We start from the raw sequence: 26,005 nt of genomic DNA on the forward strand, positions 1-26,005 counted from the left end.
GAATGTCGCTAAAAATAGCGCTGAGAACTTTAGGAGCCCGCAGGTTCGTGCTGCCTTCGGGCTCCTAGTTTTTATCTTCTGCAGCCAGGCCTGTTACAGCCAGCTTATCGGCACTGACGCCCCAGATGATTTCATCATCGGGTTCTAACCCGAGTTCGGCAGCATCAAGTGGCGAGACAGTAATCTTGACTTGTTCGCCGTGAGTGTAAACAGTTATGTCACACACTGTGGGGTGAGGCACGGAAATATCCGTGATTGTGCCGACCCAACAATTTTCTTCAGCGGTAGTCTCTTTCGCATCGCCCTTCTTTAACCAGGCATCGGAAGGTAACCAGGTTGCAAGGACCTGGATGCTTTCGCCGTTGTTTGCCTTTAAGTCTGCGTCGCTAAGTTCAATGCGTTTTTCCCCCACGGTAAGTGAGAGTTGCCCGCAACTAATTTGCGCGCTATCCCTACCCAGTGCGTTTGCTCCTATATTCCGTGGCAAGCGCGCTACAAGGGCGTTGAGCCCTAGAGTCGTGGCGAGAAACTTCGTGCTTGGTGCAGAAGTGAGTTTCGTAGTTTTGTCATACGAGACAATTTTGCCAGCCGCAACTGACATGACGTAATCAGACAAGGAAGAAATGTCATGGCCATTGTGCGTGACTAGCAACGTTGTGCGTTGTTGGGAGGTAGAACGGAAATAAGCTTTCCATTGGGCTGCAATAGCGCTATCCAGACCGGCAAATGGCTCGTCCAAAATCAGAACTTCTGGGCTGGCAGCAATAGCACGGACGATGGCTACCTGGCGTGACTGGCCTCCGGATAAGGCCGGAACGGGGACCGACTTTAGTTCACTTAACCCGGCTGCGTTTAACAACTCTTCCGCACGTTCGGTATCTCGTGTTGCCATGGTGATTGCCTGCAGCACAGTGGAAGCTGGAGGCAGTGCTGGGTTTTGGGTCAGGATGATGACTCTCGGTTTATCGGCGGATTGGTGGCCAGGCGCAGCAAAAAAATCCAGTTCAGCCCCGCCCAAGCGTCCCGCAATTGCTTTCATAAGCGTCGTTTTCCCGGCACCATTGGCGCCTACTACCGCTGTGGTACAACCTGCTTCAATATGGCAGCCATTCACGTTGATTCCCAGCGGGCTAGTGGTTGCGCCTGTGAGCTCACCCAGCCGCTGCCGATCGAGCCCGATGTTGTGGCTTACGCGGTGCTTGTGGCGCTTTTTCCATACCGTCGGAAGAGCCGACAAGCAGAGAACGATGATGGCGATGAAGATCAGCAACGCTGCTTGTACATATGCAATATCTGCGTCTACTTCGCGGTTAAGATAAATCGCTAGCGGGAGCGTCCGAGTTTCACCGGGCAAGGAACCAGCAAAAGTGAGGGTAGCGCCGAATTCTCCCAGTGAACGAGCTAAGGCTAACCCTGCACCGGTGCCGACCGCGGGCAAAATCGTTGGCAGGATTACGTGATAGATCACGCGACGGTAGCTCATGCCGATGCTGAGTGCGGAATCTATGATTTCTTGGTTAATTTGGCGCAGCGCAGAGTCTGCAGACACGATAATGAACGGTAATGTAATGAAGACGTGAGAAGCAACGACACCATTAAAAGTAAATGCGATGTTAATGCCAAGCGCATCCAGGATTCCGGAAGTATAAGAACGTCGGCCGATTGCTGCGGTGAGTGCTAAACCGGCTACCACCGGTGGCATTGCTAGCGGTAATACAAAAAGTAAGCGAATGAACCAACCGCTTGCACGGCTTTGCAATAACCACAGTGAGAGCGGAATGCCTAGCGCCAAGGTGATGAGCGTCGATAGAACTGCGGCGTACAGGGATAAGCCTAAGGCTTCTAGCGTGGAAGCCTTAGTGGCAATTTCGGTAAAACGATCCCAAGGGACGCGCAAGATTAGGGCTAGCAGCGGGCCCAGTACCGTCACCACGGCTACCGCAGCGAGAAAAACCAGGGCAATAGGGTTTTTCGGTCGAACTGGGGACGGGGTCCAATCAGCAGAATGCGAGTGTGCCATGGCGCGGTACTTTCAACGGTGATTTATTTGTTGGCTGCTGGCAAAAATCCAGCGTTTTCCCACACCGAACGCATTGCTTCACCGTGGAGCAATGCGAGAACAGCTTGCGCAGCTTCCGCGTTCGTCGCATTTTTTAGAACAGCTGCAGGATAGTCATTGACGAAATTCTCGGAGTTGGGAATTTCAATGACTTCGACTTTATCACCGGCAGCAATGGCATCGGTTTTATAAACCCATGCTGCATCAGCCTGACCAGAGGTAACCTTCCCCAGGGTGTCGGTGACGGAGTGTTCCAACGAGGATGGGTGAAGCTCTAAGTTGTTTTCCGCGGCCAGTTGCTCCGTCAAATTGCCGCAAGGAACCGTCGGGTCGCAGAGGACCAGGGTGGTGTCTTCGTTGAGATCTTCGATGCTGTTGATATTGGCTGGATTATCGGCGGGAACCACCATGACAAGTGTGTTTGCGGCCACGGTTTTGGATTCTTCAACGTCACCGTTGTCTTTAGCCTTGTTCATGGACTTGGTGTCGGCGGTCAACAAGACGTCGGCAGGTGCACCTTCTTTGATTTGATTCACCAAATCGGTGGATCCTGCATTGCTGATCGTTAAGTTCACTGGTGGGTCGAGCTTCTTTGCTTCTTCTACCAGCTCATCGCCGATTACGCGGGTAGAAGCTGCGGCGAACAGGGTGACATCCTGAGCTGCAGCAGCGTCTTTGGAATCGTTAGCTGTGGAGTCAGCGGCGTCTCCGCCACTGGATTGGCAACCAGCCAGAGTGATGGCGCTGGCCGTGACAGCACCCATGGCGATGCGACGAATAGTGGTTGCGCGGTTACGAGAAAGCATGAATCTCTCCTGATAACTAGGGGGTATCTTCTAAGAATCCATTGTACAAGTTGAAACGATTTTCACGAGTGAATCCGCTGAGAAAAAGTCCTGATTGACGTGCCAGATCAACCGCTAATGATGTGGCGGCTGATACAGTCACCAATCCGGAGAATCCAGCAAGTACGGCTTTTTGTACGAGCTCGAAGCTGGCGCGTGAGGTCATCACCAAATACATCTGTTGTGCCGGCAAATCACCATGCATCAACATCGCACCGATTACCTTGTCCGCAGCATTGTGCCGCCCCACATCCTCGCGGGCGAGCATGAGCTGCCCGTCACTGCTGACAGCGCCTGCAGCATGGATACCACCGGTACGGCGGAATGCTTTTTGGCCAGCTTCTAGTAGCCCTGGTAAGGACAAGACAAATTCGGCGGTGGGGCGAACTGGGTGAATAGGGTAGGAACTACGCTTTTCGACGTCATCGATTGAGGTAGTTCCGCAAATGCCGCAGGCTGAGGTGGTGAGCACTGAGCGTACAGGCAACGAAAACGGTTGGCTGTCGCTTTTTCCTGCGGTGGCAGTGGCAGATTGGTTGCTATCTTCTGTTTTTGCAGGGGTTAGAGCCACATCAAGAGTGTTATATGTGTTGAGACCGTCATTGCCGACCGCCCCGCCACAGTATCGAATTGTCGCAATATCGGACGCCCGGCTGATGATACCTTCAGCATGCAGGAGCCCGTGGACGAGCTCGAAATCATTGCCCGGTGTACGCATCGTCGTTAAGAAATCTGTGCCATCGACGCGGATCTGCAAGGGTTCTTCGGCCGCGAGTGAATCGATGCGTTCGGAGACAACAATACGAGAGTCGGCGGGACTGACACGCTGCGCCTTAGTGCTGGCGTCCGTTGTAGCAGCAATATCAGGGTTGGTTTCTTCGCGGTATACGCGGGTGATCGGAGTACGGGATGTAAGCCTTCGAGCCATATCGGACAACCTACCTGGTACCACGTGCTAAATCAGCTAGGTGCGCTAGATGCTGTTGTATAGCTTCGATTTGTTCAGCGTGGGTGCCTTCAGCAGTGCGTTGACCAGCGGTCAAACCTGCTAGAAATGCTGTCACCGGTGCAGCCGGACGGGAGTGTTCGTGGGCGACAATACTGGTGAGGTCCAGGACGTCCTTAATAGTGGCGCGAAGCACTTCCGGATCGACATCGAGTGTTGAGGTCACGGTGCTAAGCCAAGTACTGGCAGCAACTTCTTCGGGTGCAGCCTTGATTTTTGCGGTTTTAGCGGGTTTTAGAGTTTTAGCGGCTTGTGCAGCGTTTCTACCAGGCCCCGTGCCTTCCTGTGCTCCAGACATGTCATTAGTTTAGGTGCTTGGTCGGATCAAATCCTCGATGGGTTTCGCTATTTAACGGGGAATATCCGCTGGGGACAAGCCGCGGTAGCGCTTTTAGCCACCGGCAAAGGGGGGCAACACGTCGATACGTTGCACTCCGGTCAGGGAAGTAGACCGAGTCGCGGAAGCGCCATCGACAAGAAAACTGCACCGCGGGAAAATGTCTGCCAAACTCATCCCAGAATCTGTAGTCCCGGAATGTAGCTGGGCGCGGGAATCGAGGAGTTCCCCTAGTGTTTCGTGGTCAGTTTCGGTGATGACTTCTTCGGCGGTTCCGGCGGCGGCGCGCGCGGCGGAAAAATAATGAATGCTCAGCATGATAACCACCATTCTGCCTGGTTGACTCGGGAGTATGCAATAGCTTGAAAATCTGAGTCGGGCTCAAAAATTTCTAGAACTCAACATTTTCTAGACTCAACATGTTCTAGGTTCAGCAAGTTTTAGAACTTACCCGGCCGAGAGCGTTGGAAGGCGCCTAAACAACGCGTTGTTTGAATAGCCTGGTGTTTAAACAGAACACTGCTTAAATACAACACACCTTAAATAGAACAGTGCTTAAATAGAATTATGAGCAACTGTCGACAGCAAGCGGCTGGAAGCACAAAGCCAACTCCAGAAGAACACTTGGCTAATATCACCGAATTGATCGCACAATACGGTACTTGGCCGAGTACAGAAACCGTTCTGGTGTCTGATGCTTTAGACCGTTACCTCGTTACAGCTGTTCTCGCGCCGTACGATTCACCGCGGTTTTCCAATTCACAGGTCGATGGGTATGCCCTAAGCCAGGCAGCCCTGGATCGCCTGCCTGGTAGTTTCTCCGTGGGGGCGGATATTCCAGCCGGTGCTGATCCTGCGCTGGAATATCCACACGGGATTGACCCTGACAATAGCGGTGAGACGATCGTGCCAATCATGACCGGAGCTAAGATCCCCGCAGGCGTAGCAGCCATTGTGCGCGTCGAAGACGCTGTACCACCGGAATTTCCGGAAAATACTCCCAGCGATGGTGCTAATGGCACGAATACAGACGCCTCCCGAGGCAAGCCCACAGCACAGCGCCGGGAAATTTCTATGGCGCAGCAAGGGCAGTTCATACGGCAACAAGGCATTGATAGCAGAGCTGGGGAGACTATTGTTGATTCCGGCGAGGTGTTGAGCCCAACTGCGATTGCAGCTTTGGCATTCCAGGGGGTCTCGACTGTTGAGGTACGCAAACGCGCGCGGGTTCTGATTGCTACCGGTGGGGCAGAGGTTGCCGAGATTGGTGAATTGGATGTGGAAGCTGGCTCCTCCGTCATTCCGGATGCGAATTTCCCCATGTTGGCGGCGCAAGCACAGCGCTACGGGTTAGAGCCGGTAGGCCGGGTGCATATTGATGATGATGTTGATTCACTTGCTACTAGCTTGCAGCAGGCTATCGACGTGCATCATCCAGATTTGGTCGTTACCTCAGGCGGCATTAGCAAAGGGAAATACGAGGTCGTGCGGCAGCTGCTTGCTGACGGAGACGGCGCCTGGTTTGGTGCGGTAGCCCAACAACCTGGTGGGCCGCAAGGTTATGGAAGTTTTGCAGGTGTACCGTGTATTTGTTTGCCGGGTAACCCGGTCTCGTCGTTGGTGAGCTTCCGGTTATTCGTTGCTCCTGCGGTGGGGTTGGTCCCGGAGCCAATCAAGGTTATTTCTGCGGAGCCTTTGACGGGGCTATCTGACAAAGATCAATTTTTACGGGCCCGGCTTGAATATTCCGGCGGGCATGTTCGAGCGCGAGTCATTTCTGGGCCTGGCTCGCACCTGTTGCAGCAGGCAGTAGCCGCAGACGCGCTGGTGCGCGTTCCGGCTGGTGCTACCGTTAACGCGCGTCAGCGGTTGTGGGCTTATCCGCTTTAGCTGGTTTGCCCTGCACGGGGCTATGAGGTTTTAGGACACCAAGATGTGAGCGAAAACCCGGGAAGCCCCAAAACGACTACAAGGTCGGCCTATTTTCTGCTGTCTGGGTCACCATCCTCTATTATGTTTAGCACACTAGAGTTAGTGAATTAACACACAATAATTATGGGGAGACGCTTATGGCAACGGCCACCTCATTCTTTTCGCGTACTAGGATCATTGCGCCGAAAGAATTTAATCGCTGGTTAATACCACCAGCTGCATTGGCAATTCACTTATCGATCGGCCAGGTTTATGCCTTTTCGGTATTTAAAGCCCCGTTGATGGAGTTTTTTGCTGTCCGTGAAGTGGCCGTGGGGTGGATCTTCTCCCTTGCTATTGGAATGCTGGGGCTTTCTTCAGCCGTTGCTGGAAATTGGGTTGAAAAAGTTGGGCCGAGAACCTCAATGGCAACTGCTGGTCTGTTCTGGGTTATTGGCTTTTTCGTCGCTACATTTGGTCTCGCAATTGGGCAGTTATGGCTGGTCTATTTGGGCTATGGCGTAATCGGCGGTATTGGATTGGGGATTGGCTATATTTCCCCGGTATCAACCTTGATGAAGTGGTTTCCAGATAAACCCGGTCTGGCTACTGGGATGGCGATTATGGGATTCGGCGGCGGTGCCTTAATCGCGAGTCCTGCTTCCAATACCATGATGGAATTCTTTGGAGGCGGTTCAGGTACCGCGAATCTTGCCGACGGCCTCTATGGGACGTTCCTGACCTTGGCTACCTTGTATCTGGTGGTCATTGCGCTAGGGGCTTATGCGATCCGGTTACCACATCCAGACTGGAAACCTAAGGGATATCAACCGGAGAGTAACTCCGGAACGAAGATGAAAACCACGGGAAATGTGTCAGCGAATACAGCCTTGCGGACCCCACAATTTTGGCTGCTGTGGGTTGTGCTTTTTGTGAACGTCACGGCCGGCATTGGAATTTTAGAAAATGCGGCCCCGATGGTGCAGGATTATTTCGCAGAAATTACGGCGGGCGCAGCCGCAGGTTATGTGGGCTTGCTGTCGCTAGCGAATATGGGGGGTCGTTTTGTCTGGTCAACGGTGTCAGACTGGATCGGCAGGAAAAACACCTATTTCCTTTACTTAGGTCTCGGATTACTCTTGTACTTGGTGGTTGCCAGTTTCTCTTCAGCGTCGCTGGCCATTTTTGTTCTCAGTACGCTGGTCATCATTTCTTTTTACGGCGGTGGCTTTTCTACAGTGCCCGCCTACCTGAAAGATCTATTCGGTGTCTACAACGTTGGAGCGATCCACGGTCGGTTGCTCACGGCATGGGCTGCTGCCGGTGTCGCTGGCCCACTGATCGTGAACACGGTGGTGGAATCCCGTGCCGATGCTGGCTTAGAAGGTGCTGACTTGTATCGGGCAAGTTTATTGCTGATGTGTGGATTGCTGGCTGTCGGTGTCGTCGCGAACCTTTTGATCAGACCTGTCAATGAGAAACACCATGTCGATGTAGACGTCGTCAAGCAAAAAGAAGCTGCTGACCGCAAAGCTGTTGAAGACGCAGAACGGGAAGCGAAGGAGAGCGGTCAGGCAAAAGGCAACTCTAGTTTCGCGCACAACGCGGTTTCCCTTATTCTGGGTATTTTTATCGGCGTGAGTTTGGCCTTCGGGCTATGGGACACGATGGTGCGCGCGGCAGGATTGTTTACGGGATAGCAATATCACGGTGCGCTAGGCAGTGTGAGATTCGCACATTCTATCGCGGTATGCGGGTTTTCGAATAAGATTGGGGCGGAAAGCCCGTACTGATCGTGCGGCGAATGTGAGCTCACCACAGCAGAAAGGCCAGCATGGCGCGTACCGATACTGCAGATTCCCCTGAGTTTGGACATAACCAAAATACAGAGCATACTGGGCATCCTGCACCTAGAGGATTGGTGCTGGTGTCCTCGACGCGTGCCGCAGCCGGACTCTACACTGATGAATCCGGCCCCATTGCCGTGAGGTTTTTACGGGAGCAAGGCTTTTGCACCCCGGATGCGCGCGTGGTCGCGGATAAAGATATTTCCCAAGTTATTGCTGAAATTTTCGCTAGTTCTGACAGACCTGACGTGATTTTGACGTCAGGTGGAACAGGAATTAGTCCAGATGATCAGGTGATTGAGTCGATCCAAGCACATCTGGATCGGGAGCTGCCTGGTATTGCACACGCGTTTTGGTCAAAAGGTCTGGAAAAAACGCCGACTGCAACACTATCTCGTGCGCTAGCAGGCACTGTGGGGCAGACCTTCGTGATGGCTATGCCTGGCTCACCGGGAGGAGTGCGCGACGGCGTCAAGGTGCTAGAAGACGTGTTGGTCCATGCAATTAATATTTTGAAAGGACGCCAAGTCACCAATCATGACAAACATCATTCCTAATTCTTCTGGAGAACCCACAGCTACGGCGAACCAAGCGAGAGAGAACACGCTAAACGCGCGCATCATCGGTACTGCCATTACTGACCAGCCGTTGGAGCCATTACGCGAAGAAGCGCAGCGATTGGTGCCCGATGCGACTGCCGGGGCTGTTGTTACTTTTGACGGTATTATCCGCAATCATGACCACGGACATTCGGTCGACGAGCTCGTGTATACCGCGCACCCCTCTGCCGAGAAGGAATTGTCAAATGTCGTCGCTGACATTGCCGCCGAGTACCCGGATGTGCGCCTGTGGGCTGCGCATCGCACAGGCAAGCTTGGGATCGGAGAGCTGGCTTTCGCGGTTGTGGTAGCGAGTGCACACCGTAAGGAAGCATTTGCTGCTTGTGCTGAATTGGCAGATCGTGTCAAAGCTACAGTGCCAATTTGGAAAGAACAATTTCTTACTGATGGCTCAACGCAATGGGTTGGCCTGGACTAGACGGTGAACCGTCATAAGGGAGACAGCATCACTAGGGAGGCAAAGAGTACATGGAGTTTGATCCGCAATGGGTTGCGCGTTATCAGCGACAACTTAGCTTGCGCGGTTTTGGCCGACAAGCACAAGAAAAGTTAGCTGGTTCGCACGTCGTTGTGGTTGGCGCCGGTGGATTAGGCTCTCCAGCGCTGCTGTATCTGGCCGCTGCAGGGGTAGGCGCGCTAACCATCATTGATGGTGATGAAGTCTCGTTATCTAATTTGCACCGTCAGATTATCCACACCACCGAGACAATCGGTACCCCGAAGGCTGCTTCGGCGAGGGATACTATCAAAGCCCTAAACCCGCATATAGCGGTGGCCGTCATCAATGCTGAACTAGATAGGGAACACGCGCGGGAGATTTTTGCTGGGGCTGATCTGGTGATAGATGGCACCGATAATTTGGGTGCCAGATACCTTATTTCGTGGGCTGCATTGCGCAGCGGAATCCCGCATATATGGGGTTCAATTCTGGGATTTGACGCACAAGTTTCAGTTTTCGGTTTAGGCGATGGTCCAATTTATGAGGATGTTTTTCCTACGCCGCCACCGCCTGGTTCGGTTCCTTCTTGCGCACAAGCAGGAGTGCTGGGACCAGTGGTCGGAGTGGTGGGGTCGGCTATGGCGTTAGAAGCAATAAAAGTACTCACAGGCATTGGAAAGCCGCTATCAGGGCGTCTGGGTTACTTCGACGCGCTGTTGGGGGAATGGGAATATATCCCAGTACGAGCTAATGCAATCACGCGGGAGTCTGTATTGTCGAGCGGTCCTATAAGGGCAGACGCTAGTGAGGAGCCCGGAAATCAGCTCGAAGAAGGCCTTGCGGTCGATGACATTGCAGAGGATGCTGTGGTCATTGATGTCCGTGAACCCGATGAATATGCTGAATACTCGGTTCCTGGTGCATTAAATATCCCGCTGTCGACCTTTAACGGCAGTGCTCAGCGCCCTGGTGAGCAAGCGAGTTCTGTAATCGCCGGTGAGACTCTCGCAGCTCAAGTCATCAGCACCGTTCGTGCACATGATCCACAGCATCCGGTAGTCATTTATTGTGCAGCAGGTAAACGTTCAAGCCAAGCAATCGCGTACCTACAGGCGACGGGCATGACTCGCCTGGGAAATTTGCGTGGTGGGATTGACGGCTGGCTGACGCGGCAGGCTGAATAAACTTCTTCTGCAGAACCGCAAGCTCGAGTAGTCGCAGGGTATAGAAGCACATAGTCGTGCAAATTTAGTGGGGATTATCTGTAGGTAGCTCTACCGCGCCACGTACTTTCAACTCAGCTAGGCTGTCGTAATCTACCTCGAGCCCGCCACCGTCGACGCCAATCCAATCTGCGTGATGCACTAAAGCACGGGCTGGCTTGTTGTGCGCAGCGCCAATTTCTGCGAGATTAGCCTGCAGGCGTTCCGATTTCCATACTGAACACAATGGGTTCGCGATTCCTGCCGCATCTTTAATGATTGCTGCATCCTGCTCCGTATGCCGTGTCAGTTCAGCCATAAGTGCGGGTAGTAGCTGCCACGAGTCCGGCGCGTCTACGCTCAAGATTGCTACACGTTGTGCACCCGTCGGAATTGCTGATAATCCTGCAGAAATCCCGGCTAATGGCCCACCGAAGGCTGGATTTTCTGCAGTGTGGGAGATTTCTGCAGCTAGCTGTTTGGTGGAAACGATCACAATCGCTTGCTTCTCAACACCGAGTGACAGCACCCCCGCAAGTTGATGGTCTATTAACCGGGTACCGTTGAGGCGGATCGTGGATTTATCAATTCCGCCCATCCGCTCTGAACGGCCTCCGGCCAAAATAATGACGGCAAGGTCGTCGTAGGCGGGGGAATCGTCGGCAAGAATTTCTGGCTGATTTGCGTTGGTCATAGCTTTTACGTGGTGGTGTTTTGTGACCTATTGTGGCTCCGGGCGAGACCAGTCGCCGGAACGGCCACCGGATTTCTTAACGATCGCGCAATTGCTGATATATGCGCTTCGATCGACGCCTTTGACCATGTCGATTACGTTGAGTGCGGCAACGTTGACCGCAGTGAGGGCTTCCATTTCCACGCCTGTGCGGTCCGCGGTGCGTACAGTGGCTTCGATGCGCAGGCGATCTTCCAGCAAATCGAGGGAAACCTCACACCCGTGAACACCGATTGTGTGAGCCAATGGGAGCAGTTCTGGAACCCGTTTCGCAGCAGAGATACCGCCGATACGCGCGACAGCGAAGACATCACCTTTGGGGACGGTTCCATTGCGTAAGGCTTCCAGAATCTCCTTGGAGCACACAACAGAAGCTACAGCGGTTGCTGCGCGAACAGTTGGTTTCTTCTCTGTCACATCGACCATGTAGGCGTTGCCGGAACTGTCTAAATGCGGGGGTTGTTTCATGTATTTTCGCTTCCTATCAATATGTTAACGAGACCAGCCGAGTACGGTTGCCATTCCAGGGGAATCAGGGTGTTCTGCGTCTTCTGCTGGTGGAATCACTGCTAGACCGTCGATTCCTATGAGTGCGCTGACGAAATGTGAACCGGGATTTCCTCCGGTATTTGGAACCGCGAGCAATCCGGTGTCAGCAGGAACGACCTGGACGGGTACCAATTGGGTTTTTCCAGGCCTCGGGAGTGGCAGGGTTGGGTGAGCGTGAACCAAGGCAGCGCAGTGTGGCCACCACTTGGTTGTGCTCCTGGCCTCGGCTGGGGTGGAGGTTACGCGACCCTGCAAAATATATAGGCAGGCAAGTACGTATACCGTCGCAGAGACATAGGCAGCAACAGGGTTGCCCGGTAGGGTTACGACAGCCGTGCCATTCCAGAGGCCAGCGCCTTGTGGTGAACCGGGCCGCTGTGCTGCGTTTCCGAACCAGAAATCCGCGTTTGGGGAATCTATAGCGGCAGCTTTGACCACGTCGAAAGCGCCTTGTGAGATCCCACCGGTGGTAACGATGAGATCTACTGGCTGTGCGCTTGACGACGTAAGTTCGTTGAGAAGCGCAGTAAGATTGTCGGTTCCATCACCGACGTGGAATCGGCGAACGTCCACTGGGCCGTGCTCAGCCAACAAATTGGCAACCATTGGGCCATTGGAATCTGCAATGCGATAAACCGCATTTTCATCTGCGGTGCCGACACCGGTAGCAACACCGGCAGCGTTCGAGACATTGTTAGTAGCTGCGGCACCAACGTTGGCGGTGGAAACTAATTCATCTCCGGAAGAAATCACAGCAACCTGCGGGCGACGGTATACCGACACGTGAGAGACACCAGCGGTGAGAAAAAATGCCAGGGTCCCAGCGTCGATAAGTGTGTTGGGGTGAGCGATGTCTTCGCCTGGTGTTACTACTTCACCGCGCAACCGGATATGTCGCTTCTTTGGTGCCTCGTGGATGGTTACCTGTGTTGGTAATTGTGCGGGTCCTAGCGATGCGTCCGTGAATTCTGACGGAATCACCCGCAATGATTTTGCATCCCCGGAAATCGGGGCCCCCGTCATAATGCGAAGGGCTTGATTTGGCACAACTTCTTGTGGAAGCCCGCCGGCCGCAACTTCGCCGGATACCGGCAGCGTCCACGGGCCAGATCCAGAAAGATCTTTGTCATGGACCAAGAAACCATCCATCGCGGAATTGTGGAAAGAGGGGATAGCGACGCGGGCCTGCACAGTCTGCGCAAGGTAGCATCCATGAGCTTCCTCTACCGATAGGCGCTGGGGCTTGGTCGGTTGTACGAGTTCACGTACACGCTTGAGGTGTTCTGCAACCGAGACTGAAGAAGTAATCATTATTGTGTCGCCACCTTAACCACCGATAGCAGACATTGTGCGTGCAGGTTGCAAAAAGCCTTCGTCATTGATGCCGTGGCCAGGAAGTTTTTCCCACATGGCAGCTGCCCAGATTGTGGCTAGTTCGTCGTCGCTGGCACCAGCACGAAGCAAATCGCGTAACTGAGTTTCGCGGTTGCTAAATAGGCACGTGCGGATTGCCCCGTCTGCGGTTAGACGAGTGCGGTCGCAGTCTCCGCAGAACGGATAGGAGACTGAACTGATGATGCCCAGTTTTCCTCGGTGCACGCTACGATCTGCATTTTTCCACACATCCCATAAGGCAGCAGGGGCAGAACCACGTGGTTGTTTTGCCGGTGTCATAATAAACGACGATTGCAGCTTCGCTAGTATTTCGTCGGCGGTGATCATATTTTCCCGGGACCAGGCCTCGCGTGGTCCTAGTGGCATCTGCTCGATAAATCGCAGCTGCGCCCCTTTATCGAGTGCGAAAGCCGCGAGATCGACGACGTCGTCTTCATTGACGCCTTTCATTACCAAGGCATTGATTTTGATAGGGCTTAAACCAGCTTCGGCACACTTATCGATTGAGCGCAGCACATGATCCAGACGGTCACGGCGTGTTAGGGCCGTGTACTTTGCCTTGTCGATGGTGTCTAAGGATATGTTAATTCGATCTAGTCCGGCAGCTGACAAACTAGCTACGCGCTTATCTAGCCCGAGCCCGTTGGTAGTCAGGGCGATTTCTGGCGCATCCCCGGTATCCGTTGTCAAGGCTTTGCTGCGTTCGATGATGCTGGGCAAGGATTTACGCAGTAAGGGCTCGCCACCGGTGAACCGTAATTTTCGAACCCCCAGTTTTTCCACGGCGATGCGAACTAAACGGATAACTTCGTCGTCGGCAAGCACTGCGCTATTGTGCATCCACTGCAGGCCTTCGGCTGGCATACAGTAAGTGCAGCGTAAATTACATTTGTCTGTGAGACTAACGCGTAGGTCGCGCGCGGTGCGCCCGTAACGATCAAGGAGTAGACGGGTGCCGTCGGTATTGGCTGCAGGAAGATCGTTAGCGATATCCTGCGCAGGCGAGGTCGGAGGGGTAGTAGGATCAGGCAGCGCAACAGATGTGGACATATTAGTTCCTATTTTAATATCCCTGTGCGGCAGGCACAATGAGTCTGACAGTGGGAATGATCATGATGTACCATCTGTGAGTTCTGAATCTTCTGTGTCATCTTTTTGCTCGATGCGCACACCAGGACCTGGCAAGGCAATGATATCCAAGCGACCAGCTTCGAGGTGCTCACGGAGATCTTTTTTGTCGAACTTGCCGACGGAGGTCTTATCGATGGAATCGACAAAAGCCCAATATTCCGGTGCCATCCAATTCGGCAGCGATTCGCGAAGGTAATTGCGCAGTTTACTGGCTGTAGCTTCGGTGCGTGGTACACCAGCGTGCAGCACGGTGACTGCTAGCGGGCGCTCATTCCATTTCGGGTTTGGGTAGCCAATTACGGCACATTCCACAACCCTGTCGGAAGCCATCACCATGTTTTCCAGCCCAACGGAATAAATCCATTCGCCGCCGGATCTGATCACATCCCGGGCACGGTCGGATACCGTCAAAAAACCATCTTTGGTGATGGAACCCACATCGCCAGTCCGTAACCAGCCGTCGTCAGTAAACTTGTTACGAGCGGCATCAATATCATCGGCGACATCTTGGCCTCGGAATTCCGCTGCGGTTCCGTTGGACGCTTCTGCAGCAGAATGGAAGTATGATCCAGTAACCAGATTTCCCCGAACTTGGATCTCGCCCTCATTGCGGTCGGTGTTCGGCACGATTTCTCCGTCGTTTACTACGCGGTATTCCAGCATCGACGGAAAACGCCCCTGCGAAATCCGGTATCCCCAGCGCGCTTCTCCAGATACGCCTGATGGTGGGCGCGAAACAGTGCCTATGGTGGTAGTTTCCGCCATTCCCCAGACATGGACGACATCGACACCGTAGCGCTCCTCCCAGATTTTAATCAACGACGGTGGCGCTGGGGAGCCTCCAGCGAATATTTCTGTCAGCGACATCCGCTCTGGTGGATTCTTCAGATAGTGCACCATCAGCTGGATCCAGAGGCTGGGCACGCCGTTCGCGCGTCTCGGGTGTGTTGCTTCTATGATCGTGGCGAGTGTTGGTGCAGAGGTGTCAGCGTCGGGGAGTACTAAGGGAGCGCCGGATAGAAAAGCAGCAAAGGGGACGCTCCAGCACAACACGTGATAGATCGGAACACCACACAGAAATGATTCGCCATGAGTGATGGCAAGAGAATCAGTGGTACGCAGTTGTAGTGCTGCTAAGTAGATTGCTCTGTGTGAATAGACCACGCCTTTCGGTGCTCCAGTTGTGCCTGTCGAATAGCACAGCGCGGTAGCATCACGCTCGTCAACTATTGGCCAATCAAAAGTGGTTGGTTGGCCATCTAATAGGGATTCATAGGAATACACCGAAATATGAGCTGGTAACTGCTCCGCGAAATCCGCGAGCTCATTAGGCCTTGGTAAACCAATGAAAGCCACGGTGCGTACACACGGCGCCTCTTCTGTAATCTTTCGCACTTGGTTGATCATCCGCGGGTCGGCGACCAGTATCTCGGTGTGGCTGTGATTGACGATGTGCGTTAATTGATCCAGCATCAACTGCTTGTTGAGTGGAGCGAAGACCGCCCCCATTGACATCACGCCAAACATGACTTCGAGATGTTCGGCGCAGTTATTAAGCAAGGTGCCGACCCGCTGGTCGCCATCAATCTGAAAACGTGTACGTAATGCGTGCGCAAATGCCGCTGCCCGGGACGCGATCGCGCTAAAAGTCGTTTCTTGTGGGCCATCCGGAGACCAGGTGGTGACCTTCGTCGTGGCGTGCGTGCTGCGACCGTATTCCAAAATTCTGGACACAGACAGCGGCAGATCCTGCATCGTCGAGAGCATGAGCCCAATTTTAGCGGTGACTGCAGGCATTAGATAGTAGCTGCCGAATAATGCCTAGCGGGACAGTAAAAGGTTAGAGAATGAATGGGAATATGGCTCCATTAGGGGGTAAATACGAAAAAACATTGATGTGCGCTACACTGGTGCGTGAAATCGGTAGGCAGAGTATTCACACCGTCTGCACGATTATTCTAAATTCTCACAATCAGGAATGCCCGAGCGAAGATGCTGCGGTATCTCGCCGTGCGGGATCCGAATGAGAAATTTGGAATTAGTCTTTTAACTTTTCACTACTGCCACGGTGTTGCGCGCAGAAAGCAAGCAGCCGGAAGTGATGCCAAGGCATCTCACAATCTCTTCCGCGCACGCGTTGCGCACTGCCCGCACCCAGGCTGTAGTCCGGGATCCCCGGTTATCGGGGCTACCTGAATCACGCGAGAAAAATCGACGCGAAAGGATATCCGTGAGCACAACGGACAACCCAGACCTGTATTCCATGAAGCTTCCTGAATTGCGGGAGCTTGCCATTGCCAAAGGGTTGAAAAGCATCACTGCCCTGCGTAAGGGGGAGCTGATCGTAGCAATTGAAACTGGTAAGGTGCCACGTAAATCCACTGAGAAACCGTTGCCGCGGATGAAGAAATCCGAGTTAGAAGCGCAGCGTGCCGCGCGATTGGCCGCTCAGGAATCCGGAACAGGCAGCGTACGGAATTCGCCTGAAAAGGAAGCTCCAGCCTCAACCGAGCACACTGAGCAGCCCATATCTGTAAAGCAAGATGCCACAGTGGATGGTGGCGATCACGCTAGGGACAGCAAAGAAGGGCAGCAACAACCGGGTCTAGACAAGAACACCCCTGGTGCTGCACAAGAGGAAGAGACCCCTTCGCCTGCAGCAGCTCGCCGTGCGCGCCGGGCACGTGCTAAAGCTCGCGCTAACAACAACCAGCACAACCAGCAGCATGAACATGACCGGAATCGCCGGAACGACAATGATTCCCGGCGCGGATCGTCGCAGGCTACACAGGCGTCGGAGGTTGATGAAGCGGTTCAAACGCAAGACCAGGAGCAGCACCCCGATCAGCAGCCCGTTGTGCAACGTACTAGCCCGGCTGCTAACACCCGCAGAGGGCGTCGAGGTCGGCGTGTTCGTCGTTTAGGTGAAAACAATCACCAGCAGGAAGCGGTACAAAATGATTCTCAGGACCACAGCAGTACTGACAACAATGTTGGTGAGGTAGCAGATCGGGGTGGCCAATCTGAGCGCCAAGATCGTACTGACCATGACCACCGCAACCGCAATGCACGTGGTGGCCGCGACGACCGCGACAACCGGGGTTCACGGGAACACCGGAATCGTGGTAACAACCGGGACAATAACGGGTTAAGCAACGATCACTCTGGAAATCATCAGGGGGATAACCACGATGGTGGCAATGACCAAGGCGGTAACAATGACAACCGCAGTAACGGTCTGCAAGAAGTCGCGGGCATTCTGGAAGTAGTCGATGGCAATGCTGCCTTCTTGCGTACTACGGGATATCGTCCGAGTTCGCTTGATGTTTTCGTCAACACCAATTTGGTTCGCCGTTTCCATTTGCGTACTGGCGATTATCTCACCGGCAAGGTGAAAATGACCGGTGGCGGACAGTCGCACGGCAAAGGCCGTAATCGGAAAAAGTATAACCAGATGGTGTTCGTGGAAACCGTCAACGGTTTGCACCCTGAGGAAGCCAAGCAGCGACCACAATTCAGTAAGCTCACGCCGTTGTACCCGAATAAGCGTCTGCGTCTGGAAACTGAGCCGAAGATTCTAACCACCCGCGTGATTGACTTGATCATGCCGATTGGTAAAGGCCAGCGAGCGTTGATCGTTTCGCCACCAAAGGCTGGTAAAACGACCATCTTGCAGAACATCGCGAACGCAATCTCGACGAACAATCCGGAATGCTATCTGATGGTAGTGCTTGTCGACGAGCGCCCAGAAGAAGTTACCGATATGCAACGCAACGTCAATGGCGAAGTTATTGCGTCAACTTTTGATCGTCCACCTTCAGAGCACACCGCAGTTGCCGAACTTGCTATTGAGCGTGCTAAGCGCTTAGTAGAACAGGGCCAGGATGTCGTTGTGTTGTTGGATTCGATCACCCGTCTGGGCCGTGCATACAATAATTCGTCACCAGCGTCTGGTCGCATCCTCTCGGGTGGTGTCGACTCGAACGCACTGTATCCACCGAAGCGATTCCTTGGTGCGGCCCGCAACATTGAAAACGGTGGGTCGTTGACGATCATTGCGACCGCTATGGTGGAGACCGGTTCGACTGGTGACACCGTGATCTTTGAAGAGTTCAAGGGCACTGGAAACGCAGAGCTGAAGCTGGACCGTGGAATCTCCGAGCGCCGTGTCTTCCCGGCAGTTGATGTCAACCCATCGGGCACGCGGAAAGACGAGTTGCTGTTGGTGCCAGAAGAAGCGCGCATTATGACGAAGCTGCGTAGGATTTTGTCCGCGCTGGATTCGCACCAGGCTATAGATTTGTTGATTAAACAGCTGCGGAAGACGAAGTCGAATGGCGAATTCTTGATGCAGGTTGCGTCGTCGGCTCCGATGGCAGCGGCGCTTGAAGAAGAGGACTAATTCATGGCTAATGAGGTATCACTTGTCGACGATGTCGTTTCTGAATATCGTGGCATTGAAGCCCAGATGTCAGATCCGTCAATTGCCGGTGACCAGGCACAATTTGGTAAGCTCTCGAAACGCTATGCCGAATTGCGGCCTATCATGCTCACCTATGAAGAGCTGACCGCAGCGAAAGAAGATCTAGAAGCTGCGCGGGAGATGGCTTACGAGGATCATGATTTTCAATCGGAAGCTGATGAACTTGCGGTACGAGTAGAACAGTTGCAGGAAAAGCTTGCTGATCTGTTAGCACCGCGGGATCCGCAAGATTCTGAAGATATCATCATGGAAATCAAGGCTGGTGCAGGTGGGGAAGAGGCCGCATTGTTCGCCGCCGACCTTGCCCGCATGTATGAGCGTTTCGCCGATAAGGCCGGTTTTGCCTGGAACGTACTTGCGCTGAATGAATCTGATCTCGGTGGCGTTAAAGATATGACGATTTCTTTCCGTGCGAAAAACCCTGGTCGTGATGGCGCTTGGGCATTTTTCAAGTATGAGGGCGGGGTGCACCGTGTACAGCGCGTGCCGGTAACCGAATCCCAGGGGCGCATCCAGACTTCCGCGGCTGGTGTTCTGGTCTATCCGGAGCCGGAAGAAGTGGAATCGGTCGACATCAACGAAAAAGACTTGCGTATCGACGTCTACCGTTCTTCAGGCAAAGGTGGACAAGGAGTCAACACCACGGACTCGGCAGTTCGTATCACGCACTTGCCGACCGGGCTGGTGGTGACCTGCCAGCAGGAGCGTTCACAGATCCAAAACAAAGCACGGGCCATGCAGGTGCTGCAGGCGCGGTTGGATCAGATTGAGCGGGAAAAAGCAGACGAAGAAGCGGGTGAACAAAGAGCTTCGCAGGTGCGGTCGATGGACCGTTCAGAACGAATTCGGACCTATAACTGGCCGGAAAACCGGATTGCGGATCACCGTATCGGATACAAAGCCAGTAATTTGGATAGCGTCCTCAATGGCGACATGCACGATTTGATCAAGGCTTTGCAGGATCAAGAACGTGCTGAGCGCTTAGAGGCGAAGTAACGCGTGGAGTTTCCGGTGCCGGATAAGCAGCCACCGCTACACGCGGTGCTGCATTCAGCCATTCGTCGTTTCTCTGCTGCCGGTATTGCAAACGCCGCGGGTGAGGCTCGTTTACTTGCGGGACACTATCTTGCTGTAGGGTCCACTGAAGTATTTCTTCATTTGCGTGAACCTGCTCCCAAAGGTTTAGCTTCGGCAATTGAGCGGCGAGAACGTCGTGAGCCGCTGCAACACATTATCGGATCTGCTCCCTTTGGACCGCTGGATATGCTCGTCGGGCCAGGCGTTTTCATTCCACGGCCAGAAACGGAAGTGCTTGCGCAATGGGCCGTCGACAAGCTTGTCGGCGACATTACTTCCGAGCACCCGGTGGTGTTAGATCTGTGCACCGGGACTGGCGCTCTTGCCGCTTATATTGCGCACGAGTTCAGCGCCGCCCGGGTCATTGGCGTGGAATATTCTTCACGAGCCATGCGGTGGGCAGAAAAAAATCTGTACAACTTGCAGCAACATTGTGGTCTCAATTATGAGTTAGTCGACGGAGATGTACTCGATCCGACGCTGCTAGCCGACATTGCGGGCCAGGTGGATCTCATAGTGTGCAACCCTCCGTATGTTCCGCGCGATGACACGTTAGATGCTGAGGTGTATGCGGATCCTGATGATGCCGTCTTCGCCGGCGAGAGCGGGATGGATGTTATTAATGGGCTCGCTGTGCAATGTGCGCGTTTATTAAGACCTGGAGGTTTAGTAGGTATCGAACATGATGATGCAACTTCAGAACAATCACTCCAGGTGTTTAAAGCAGAAGCAGATCTTTGTGCCGTTACCCCGTTAGCTGATTTGACCGGCAGGAAGCGGTTTGTGACTGCTGCCAAACGCGTAAAATCTTAGCGCGTAGACTAAGCACGTATTGGCTGCGGCTCCGAGGGACATCTATATAGCGATCTTGAGTAGCCATGTCCGGCCTGGGTGGGCACGGAAAAGTCGACAGCGATCACGTGAGGGATGAGAAAGGCAAAGGCGCAATGAGCACAACATATTCCTGCGATGACAGTAATCAACGCAACGCTGGAATAAGCGCAGCAGTAGAGGCAGCACGTGCTGGCGAGTTGGTGGTTATGCCGACTGACACTCTATACGGCCTAGGGTGTAATGCTTTTGACAATGATGCTGTCGCTCGGTTACTCGAGGCGAAACAACGGGGGCGAGACATGCCAATAGCCGTGCTCGTTGGTTCGTGGGCGACGGTCCAGGGCCTGGTCCGAGAATTCCCTGAACAGACCAAAACCCTGATTGAAGCATTTTGGCCAGGTGGACTGTCTCTTATCGTCCCGCAGGCTCCTTCGCTGCCTTGGGATCTGGGCGATACGCGTGGAACGGTTATGTTGCGCATGCCGTTGCACCCCGTGGCTATATCGCTCCTGCAGGAAGTTGGTCCAATGGCGGTTTCTTCGGCAAATATTTCTGGACAGAAGCCGCCGAAATCGGTGTTTGAGGCGGAAAAGCAACTTGGGCGCAATGTCGCTGTCTATTTGGATGATGGTGACAGTCCTGTGGGGCAAGCCTCTACCATCGTTGATCTGTCGGGGCCGCACCCGGTGGTTTTGCGTGAGGGCGCAATTAGTACGGACCGAATTGCAGAAGTGCTTGGGCTTTCGCCGGAGGCACTGCATAAAGAGAAAAACTGATGGGGGCGGCGGGAATCCCGATACGGGAACTCGGACTGGTGCTTTTGGTTGCAGCAGCCGTGACTTTTCTGATCACTGGCCTGGTTCGGAGTGTAATGGTGCGTTCCGGACGCATAGCGGAAATCCGCGCGCGTGATGTGCACACTCAGCCAACTCCCCGGCTCGGTGGGGTTGCTATGTTCAGCGGCTTTTTGCTCGCGGTTGCTCTCGCAATGCAGTTACCGGCGTTGAACCGCGGTTTTATGCCAGTGACCCCGGAAATGACGGCGGTATTGTGGTCGGCTTTTGCCATTGTCATCGTTGGCGTGTTGGATGATTTATTTGAGCTAACTGCGGTGCTCAAGTTGGTGGGGCAAATTGTTGCAGCCTGTTTGATGAGCCTGTTGGGATTAACCTGGACGCTGCTTTTTCTGCCGATTGGGGACGGAACCACGGTCGTACTTGATCAAGTCCAGTCTCTAATCTTGACTGTGTTGTTTACCGTGATGCTTATTAATGCCATAAATTTTGTAGATGGTTTGGATGGCTTAGCAGCTGGTTTGGGAATGATTGCGGGAGGCGCGATCTTAGTGTTTTCCCTGACGGTGTTATATGACCAAGGGGGAGCAGTTTCGGCATATCCACCAGCGATCATCGCCTCGGGTTTGGTCGGTATCTGTGCGGGATTTTTGCCTCATAACTTTGAGCCTTCAAGGATATTTATGGGTGATTCCGGCTCAATGCTGATTGGTACATTGTTGGCGGCGGCGGCGACCTCAGCGAGCGGCAAGATTAATATGTCCTTATACGGCGCAGCAGATGTGGTGGCGCTGGTTTCCCCATTCATTGTTGTGTTGGCAGCGGTTTTTGTGCCGGTATTGGATCTTATTCTCGCTGTGGTGCGCCGGGTAGCTCGTGGGCAATCGCCGATGGCGGCGGATAAGCAGCATATTCATCATAGATTGCTATCGCTCGGGCACACGCACCGGCGAACAGTTTTGGTGTTGTACCTTTGGGTTGCTGTAGTCGCATTTGGTGCAGTGAGTTTTTCTGTCGTTCCAGCCTGGATAGCGCTGGCTGGGACGGTGTTTGCGCTTCTGATAGCAGGTCTTGTGACGATGATTCCGTTAAAGGCTGGAAAACTTGGTCGCAACGATCGAGCACTCAAATTTGTGTCCAATCAGCCACCTATTTAATGCGGTCAAGCGTGCTTCATACATAGTTCGTACTGTGATGAGCAATTGCGATCTGTTAAATGGGGAGGCGGAAGCCGTGAATAAAGGTAAAAGAGTTTCCACGATATAGGGGTAGGAAAGATTAAATGAATCTAGCGAATAATAAGGGATATAACACGGGCGATGGTCCTGGTGGCGCGAAGAATCACAACCACGCTGAGGGGCTATCACCGTACGAGGATCATAGTTTGCCCCTCAAACGAGGGTTGCGGTTGGGAATTCGCGCACTGATCATCGCGACAATTGCTTCACTCGTGCTTTGGGGTGCGATTGCGGGACTGCCGGGATTATCGGGGGTGCTTCTTGGCGCGGGTATCGGGGGAAGTTTCGTGCTGTTTACTGCTGTGAGCGTATTGCTCACTGCAAATACCACACCGTCCACAACGATGGCCGTTGTGCTTGGGAGTTGGTTACTAAAAATTACGCTGTTGGTGTTGGTTCTGTTTGCAATCCGAGATTTGGAGTTCTACCACACTGTTTCATTATTCGTAACGGTCGTTGTAGTGCTCATCCTTACTTTAGGTACGGAAGTCTGGGCCATCGTTACATCCAAAGTTACTTTTGTTGGATAAAATGGTCCGGGCAAGGCAAATACTGCCGTAACTCTGTGACTTTAAGTACGTGAAAAGTGAGAGAATTTTGCGAAAAATAACTGCGAATTTTTGCAGGTCAGCTTATTAATAGAAAAAGTTACCCCCACAAGGCGACAGAATCGGATTACGCTGATAATATACTGCACGGGTAACCGCAATAGTGGTGCGCCTTTCACAGGTAACTGTAAGGGTGTGACTGAAATGCTGCGCTGTTTCCCCTGCTGTTGCCGCGCTGATGTGCGACGGAGTCCGTGGTAACGGCAGCGAGTTTGAAGACGTCCATCGCACCGTATGAGTTATTCATGCGGCCCGAACACGGGAGAGAACGCTGAGCGTTACAACTATGGCCTTTCGAGGTGAGTTCCACTCGCCTGAACTGGACCCAGAATTTTTCCCGGGGCAATACTATGGCCACATCATCCTTGATGATTTCTTGGGTGGTTGGTTCGCGCTAGACCGCTTGATGCTTGTTCGCTTGCTAATGCTGGCGATCATGCTGGTGGTCTTCCTCGTCGCCTTTAGGAGCCCCAAGCTGGTTCCTTCAGGTTTGCAGAACGTCATGGAGTACGCGCTGGATTTTGTTCGGATCCACATTGCCGAAGACATTTTGGGCAAAAAGGAAGGTAGAAGGTTCCTGCCGATTCTCGCGGCAATCTTCTTCTCAGTTTTGTTCATGAATGTTTCGACGATCATTCCGGGCCTGAACATTTCGGCAAATGCACGTATCGGAATGCCGATCGCTCTTGCGCTGCTGGCCTATATCACCATGATTTATGCCGGTGCAAAGCGCTATGGGTTCGGCAAATTCGTGAAGTCTTCGGTGGTGATTCCTAATCTGCCACCATTACTGCACGTTCTGGTCGTGCCGATCGAATTCTTCTCGACGTTCATCCTGCGTCCGATCACGCTGGCACTGCGTCTGATGGCAAACTTCCTTGCCGGTCACATTATTTTGGTCTTGCTGTTTAGCGCCACTAACTTCTTCTTCTGGCAGCTCAATGGCTGGACAGCACTGTCCGGTGTGACGGTATTGGCAGCGGTCCTGTTTACCCTGTACGAAGTGATCATCATCTTCTTGCAGGCTTACATTTTCGCCTTGCTGACTGCGGTGTACATCGAACTGTCTTTGCACGCAGACGCACACTGACAAACTCGCGAACCACGCGGCTAATTACATAACCCCACAGCAACTACACTCTCGGTAAACCTTACCGAGAACCACGAAAGGGATTGACTTTCACATGAACGAGATCATCTTGGCACAGGCAACTGAGTCCTCCATCGAGCTGGGCGCCATCGGCTACGGATTGGCAACCATTGGCCCTGGTCTGGGTATCGGTATCTTGGTTGGCAAGACCGTGGAAGGTATGGCACGTCAGCCTGAGATGGCTGGCCAGCTTCGTACCACCATGTTCCTTGGTATCGCCTTCGTTGAGGCTCTTGCCCTTATCGGCCTCGTTGCAGGCTTCCTGTTCTAAAAAGCGCGCGGAAATAACACCACACTTTTTAAGACTGGAGAGCCTATGAACGTCACTTATTTGCTTGCGGAGCATGGAGAGGAATTGCCACTGGAAAGTGGGAACTCCCTCCTTTTGCCTGCGAACTACGACATCGTCTGGTCGATCATTCCGCTTGCAGTTGTCGTCTTCCTCTTCGCAAAATTTGTGATCCCGAAATTCCAAGAAGTTCTCGACGAGCGCGAGGACCGGATTAAAGGCGGGATGGACCGCGCTGAAGCCGCCCAGGCTGAAGCAAAGGCAGCGTTGGAAAAATACAACGCACAACTGGCGGATGCCCGTGCAGAAGCTGCGACCATCCGTGAGGATGCTCGTAAGCGCGGCGAGCAAATCGAAGCTGAGCACAAAGCAAAGGCTGAAGAAGAAGCTACTCGCATCATTGAAGCTGGCAACAAACAGCTTTCTGCGAACCGCGAACAAGTCATTGCGGATCTGCGATCAGATCTGGGACAAAACTCGATTAACCTGGCTGAGCGTTTGCTCGGCACCGAACTATCGGATGCTACCAAGCAATCCGGAACGGTAGATTCGTTCTTGTCCGAACTCGACAACGTGGCACCAGCCGCAAGAAAGTAGGCAAGCATGAAAGCAGCGAGCCGCGAAGCATTGCAACAACTTTACGCAGCGATCGACGAGACTTCGTCTCAGTCTTCGAATGCTGTCGAGGTTGACTCGCAGACCGGTTTGGAGATCTTTGAGGTCGTTGAAGCGATCGAAGGTGATCGACCCCTACGCGTTGCGCTTGCCAACAATGCAGCCTCTGCTGAACAAAGAGTGGCTTTGGCAGATAAGGTTTTTTCGCAACACCTTTCTGCCAACGCACTGAATGTTCTGAAAAAAGCAGTGGGGCTAACTTGGTCAACCCCACGAGACCTAAGAACCGGTTTGGTTGCGGGAGCTCGTCGCATCTTATTGCGGGGAGCGGAATACAAAAACCAGTTAGAACAGGTTGAGCAAGAGCTGTTTTCTTTGTCTCGTGTACTGGATCGGGAAGGCGAGCTATGCATGCTGCTGTCTGATCGCCGGGTTGAGGTTTCGAAACGACGCTCACTGCTTGCTCAACTCCTCGAAGGTAAGAACATCACGATGTTTAGCGAGGCGCTCGTGTTGCATGCGGTTGGCAGGATTGAAAAAGATCCGGCTAGCGATGTCGCCGCACTCGTTGAGCAGGCAGCCGAACTGCGTGGTCACAAGGTGGCTCGTGTAGTCAGTGCTGGAAGCTTGACTGGTGCACAGCGGGAAGCCCTCGCAGAGAAACTTCACACGATTTATGATCATCGGATGTCCATCCACAATGAGGTTGACCCCAGCCTCCTCGGTGGCGTGCGCATCCACGTTGGCAACGAAGTCATCGATGGCTCGACCAAGGCTAAGCTGGCGCGTATGCGTTCAGCGCTAAGCGTTGGTTAGAGCGTTTCTGACAGAGCTGACGTAATA

The 26,005-nt window shown here is 53.3% G+C and carries 25 protein-coding genes; 15 read left to right on the forward strand and 10 right to left on the reverse strand.

Going from position 1 to position 26,005, the window contains the following annotated elements:
• Window positions 1-64: 64 nt before the first annotated feature.
• From L9H78_RS04185 to L9H78_RS04205, 5 genes are all read right to left on the reverse strand, one after another.
• Window positions 65-2,020, reverse strand: coding sequence for an ATP-binding cassette domain-containing protein (locus tag L9H78_RS04185; RefSeq protein WP_249618599.1), 1,956 nt, complete (start codon window positions 2,018-2,020; stop codon window positions 65-67).
• Window positions 2,021-2,043: 23 nt separating this feature from the next.
• On the reverse strand, window positions 2,044-2,865 hold the full coding sequence (modA, locus tag L9H78_RS04190; protein ID WP_249618600.1) for a molybdate ABC transporter substrate-binding protein: 822 nt from the start codon (window positions 2,863-2,865) through the stop codon (window positions 2,044-2,046).
• Between the two features lie 16 nt (window positions 2,866-2,881).
• Window positions 2,882-3,832 (reverse strand): formate dehydrogenase accessory sulfurtransferase FdhD, encoded by a 951-nt coding sequence (gene fdhD, locus L9H78_RS04195; RefSeq protein ID WP_249620584.1) that lies wholly within the window; start codon window positions 3,830-3,832, stop codon window positions 2,882-2,884.
• A gap of 10 nt (window positions 3,833-3,842) precedes the next feature.
• Window positions 3,843-4,208, reverse strand: a complete 366-nt coding sequence (locus L9H78_RS04200; protein ID WP_249618602.1) for a DUF6457 domain-containing protein — start codon at window positions 4,206-4,208, stop codon at window positions 3,843-3,845.
• A 93-nt stretch (window positions 4,209-4,301) separates the two neighbouring features.
• Window positions 4,302-4,565, reverse strand: a complete 264-nt coding sequence (locus tag L9H78_RS04205) for a MoaD/ThiS family protein (RefSeq protein ID WP_249618603.1) — start codon at window positions 4,563-4,565, stop codon at window positions 4,302-4,304.
• A gap of 249 nt (window positions 4,566-4,814) precedes the next feature.
• On the opposite strand from L9H78_RS04205, the gene L9H78_RS04210 reads away from it, so the two are divergent.
• The 5 genes from L9H78_RS04210 to L9H78_RS04230 all read left to right on the forward strand — a co-directional run bounded on the left by L9H78_RS04210 (window position 4,815) and on the right by L9H78_RS04230 (window position 10,248).
• A complete protein-coding gene (locus tag L9H78_RS04210) occupies window positions 4,815-6,137 on the forward strand; it encodes a molybdopterin molybdotransferase MoeA (RefSeq protein ID WP_249618604.1) in 1,323 nt (440 codons plus the stop codon).
• Window positions 6,138-6,316: 179 nt separating this feature from the next.
• Entirely contained in the window at window positions 6,317-7,858 is a 1,542-nt protein-coding gene (locus L9H78_RS04215; RefSeq protein ID WP_249618605.1) for an L-lactate MFS transporter, read from the forward strand.
• 134 nt (window positions 7,859-7,992) lie between these two features.
• Window positions 7,993-8,562, forward strand: coding sequence for a MogA/MoaB family molybdenum cofactor biosynthesis protein (locus tag L9H78_RS04220; RefSeq protein WP_249618606.1), 570 nt, complete (start codon window positions 7,993-7,995; stop codon window positions 8,560-8,562).
• Window positions 8,543-9,043, forward strand: a complete 501-nt coding sequence (locus tag L9H78_RS04225) for a molybdenum cofactor biosynthesis protein MoaE (RefSeq protein WP_249618608.1) — start codon at window positions 8,543-8,545, stop codon at window positions 9,041-9,043. The genes L9H78_RS04220 and L9H78_RS04225 overlap by 20 nt, the downstream gene beginning before the upstream one ends.
• A 50-nt stretch (window positions 9,044-9,093) precedes the next feature.
• Window positions 9,094-10,248: a ThiF family adenylyltransferase gene (locus L9H78_RS04230; protein ID WP_249618610.1), complete on the forward strand. Its 1,155-nt coding sequence runs from the start codon at window positions 9,094-9,096 to the stop codon at window positions 10,246-10,248.
• Between the two features lie 64 nt (window positions 10,249-10,312).
• Here the strand turns inward: L9H78_RS04230 and mobA are convergent, their stop codons facing one another.
• From mobA to L9H78_RS04255, 5 genes are read right to left on the reverse strand one after another with little or no spacing between them, the layout of a single operon-like run.
• Complete coding sequence (gene mobA, locus L9H78_RS04235; protein WP_249618611.1) at window positions 10,313-10,960, reverse strand: molybdenum cofactor guanylyltransferase; 648 nt, start codon at window positions 10,958-10,960, stop codon at window positions 10,313-10,315.
• A 27-nt stretch (window positions 10,961-10,987) separates the two neighbouring features.
• Entirely contained in the window at window positions 10,988-11,467 is a 480-nt protein-coding gene (gene moaC / locus L9H78_RS04240; RefSeq protein ID WP_249618612.1) for a cyclic pyranopterin monophosphate synthase MoaC, read from the reverse strand.
• Between the two features lie 24 nt (window positions 11,468-11,491).
• The gene (locus tag L9H78_RS04245; protein WP_249620585.1) at window positions 11,492-12,859 is read right to left on the reverse strand and encodes a molybdopterin molybdotransferase MoeA; all 1,368 of its coding nucleotides are present in this window, start codon (window positions 12,857-12,859) and stop codon (window positions 11,492-11,494) included.
• A gap of 15 nt (window positions 12,860-12,874) precedes the next feature.
• Window positions 12,875-13,993 (reverse strand): GTP 3',8-cyclase MoaA, encoded by a 1,119-nt coding sequence (gene moaA / locus L9H78_RS04250; protein ID WP_249620586.1) that lies wholly within the window; start codon window positions 13,991-13,993, stop codon window positions 12,875-12,877.
• Window positions 13,994-14,053: 60 nt separating this feature from the next.
• Complete coding sequence (locus L9H78_RS04255; protein ID WP_249620587.1) at window positions 14,054-15,841, reverse strand: long-chain fatty-acid--CoA ligase; 1,788 nt, start codon at window positions 15,839-15,841, stop codon at window positions 14,054-14,056.
• Window positions 15,842-16,304: 463 nt separating this feature from the next.
• Between L9H78_RS04255 and rho the strand changes: the two genes are divergently transcribed.
• The 10 genes from rho to L9H78_RS04305 all read left to right on the forward strand — a co-directional run bounded on the left by rho (window position 16,305) and on the right by L9H78_RS04305 (window position 25,978).
• A complete protein-coding gene (gene rho / locus L9H78_RS04260; RefSeq protein ID WP_249620588.1) occupies window positions 16,305-18,476 on the forward strand; it encodes a transcription termination factor Rho in 2,172 nt (723 codons plus the stop codon).
• A gap of 3 nt (window positions 18,477-18,479) precedes the next feature.
• On the forward strand, window positions 18,480-19,553 hold the full coding sequence (gene prfA, locus L9H78_RS04265) for a peptide chain release factor 1 (protein ID WP_021353094.1): 1,074 nt from the start codon (window positions 18,480-18,482) through the stop codon (window positions 19,551-19,553).
• 3 nt (window positions 19,554-19,556) lie between these two features.
• Entirely contained in the window at window positions 19,557-20,447 is an 891-nt protein-coding gene (gene prmC / locus L9H78_RS04270; protein WP_430622705.1) for a peptide chain release factor N(5)-glutamine methyltransferase, read from the forward strand.
• 134 nt (window positions 20,448-20,581) lie between these two features.
• On the forward strand, window positions 20,582-21,244 hold the full coding sequence (locus tag L9H78_RS04275; RefSeq protein WP_034645264.1) for an L-threonylcarbamoyladenylate synthase: 663 nt from the start codon (window positions 20,582-20,584) through the stop codon (window positions 21,242-21,244).
• A complete protein-coding gene (locus tag L9H78_RS04280) occupies window positions 21,244-22,419 on the forward strand; it encodes a glycosyltransferase family 4 protein (protein ID WP_249618621.1) in 1,176 nt (391 codons plus the stop codon). Before L9H78_RS04275 ends, L9H78_RS04280 begins: the two co-directional genes overlap by 1 nt.
• Before the next feature lie 125 nt (window positions 22,420-22,544).
• Window positions 22,545-23,030, forward strand: coding sequence for a Cg1360 family ATP-synthase-associated protein (locus L9H78_RS04285; RefSeq protein ID WP_023019635.1), 486 nt, complete (start codon window positions 22,545-22,547; stop codon window positions 23,028-23,030).
• 364 nt (window positions 23,031-23,394) lie between these two features.
• Complete coding sequence (gene atpB, locus L9H78_RS04290) at window positions 23,395-24,198, forward strand: F0F1 ATP synthase subunit A (protein WP_021353099.1); 804 nt, start codon at window positions 23,395-23,397, stop codon at window positions 24,196-24,198.
• Between the two features lie 94 nt (window positions 24,199-24,292).
• Window positions 24,293-24,529: an ATP synthase F0 subunit C gene (locus L9H78_RS04295; RefSeq protein ID WP_018120014.1), complete on the forward strand. Its 237-nt coding sequence runs from the start codon at window positions 24,293-24,295 to the stop codon at window positions 24,527-24,529.
• Window positions 24,530-24,574: 45 nt separating this feature from the next.
• Window positions 24,575-25,144 carry a F0F1 ATP synthase subunit B gene (locus L9H78_RS04300; protein ID WP_021353100.1) on the forward strand — a complete coding sequence of 190 codons (570 nt, stop codon included), beginning with the start codon at window positions 24,575-24,577 and terminating at the stop codon, window positions 25,142-25,144.
• 6 nt (window positions 25,145-25,150) lie between these two features.
• Window positions 25,151-25,978 (forward strand): F0F1 ATP synthase subunit delta, encoded by an 828-nt coding sequence (locus L9H78_RS04305; RefSeq protein WP_249620589.1) that lies wholly within the window; start codon window positions 25,151-25,153, stop codon window positions 25,976-25,978.
• Window positions 25,979-26,005: the final 27 nt, after the last annotated feature.

It is taken from the genome of Corynebacterium pseudodiphtheriticum, assembly GCF_023509295.1.
Lineage (GTDB): Bacteria > Actinomycetota > Actinomycetes > Mycobacteriales > Mycobacteriaceae > Corynebacterium > Corynebacterium pseudodiphtheriticum.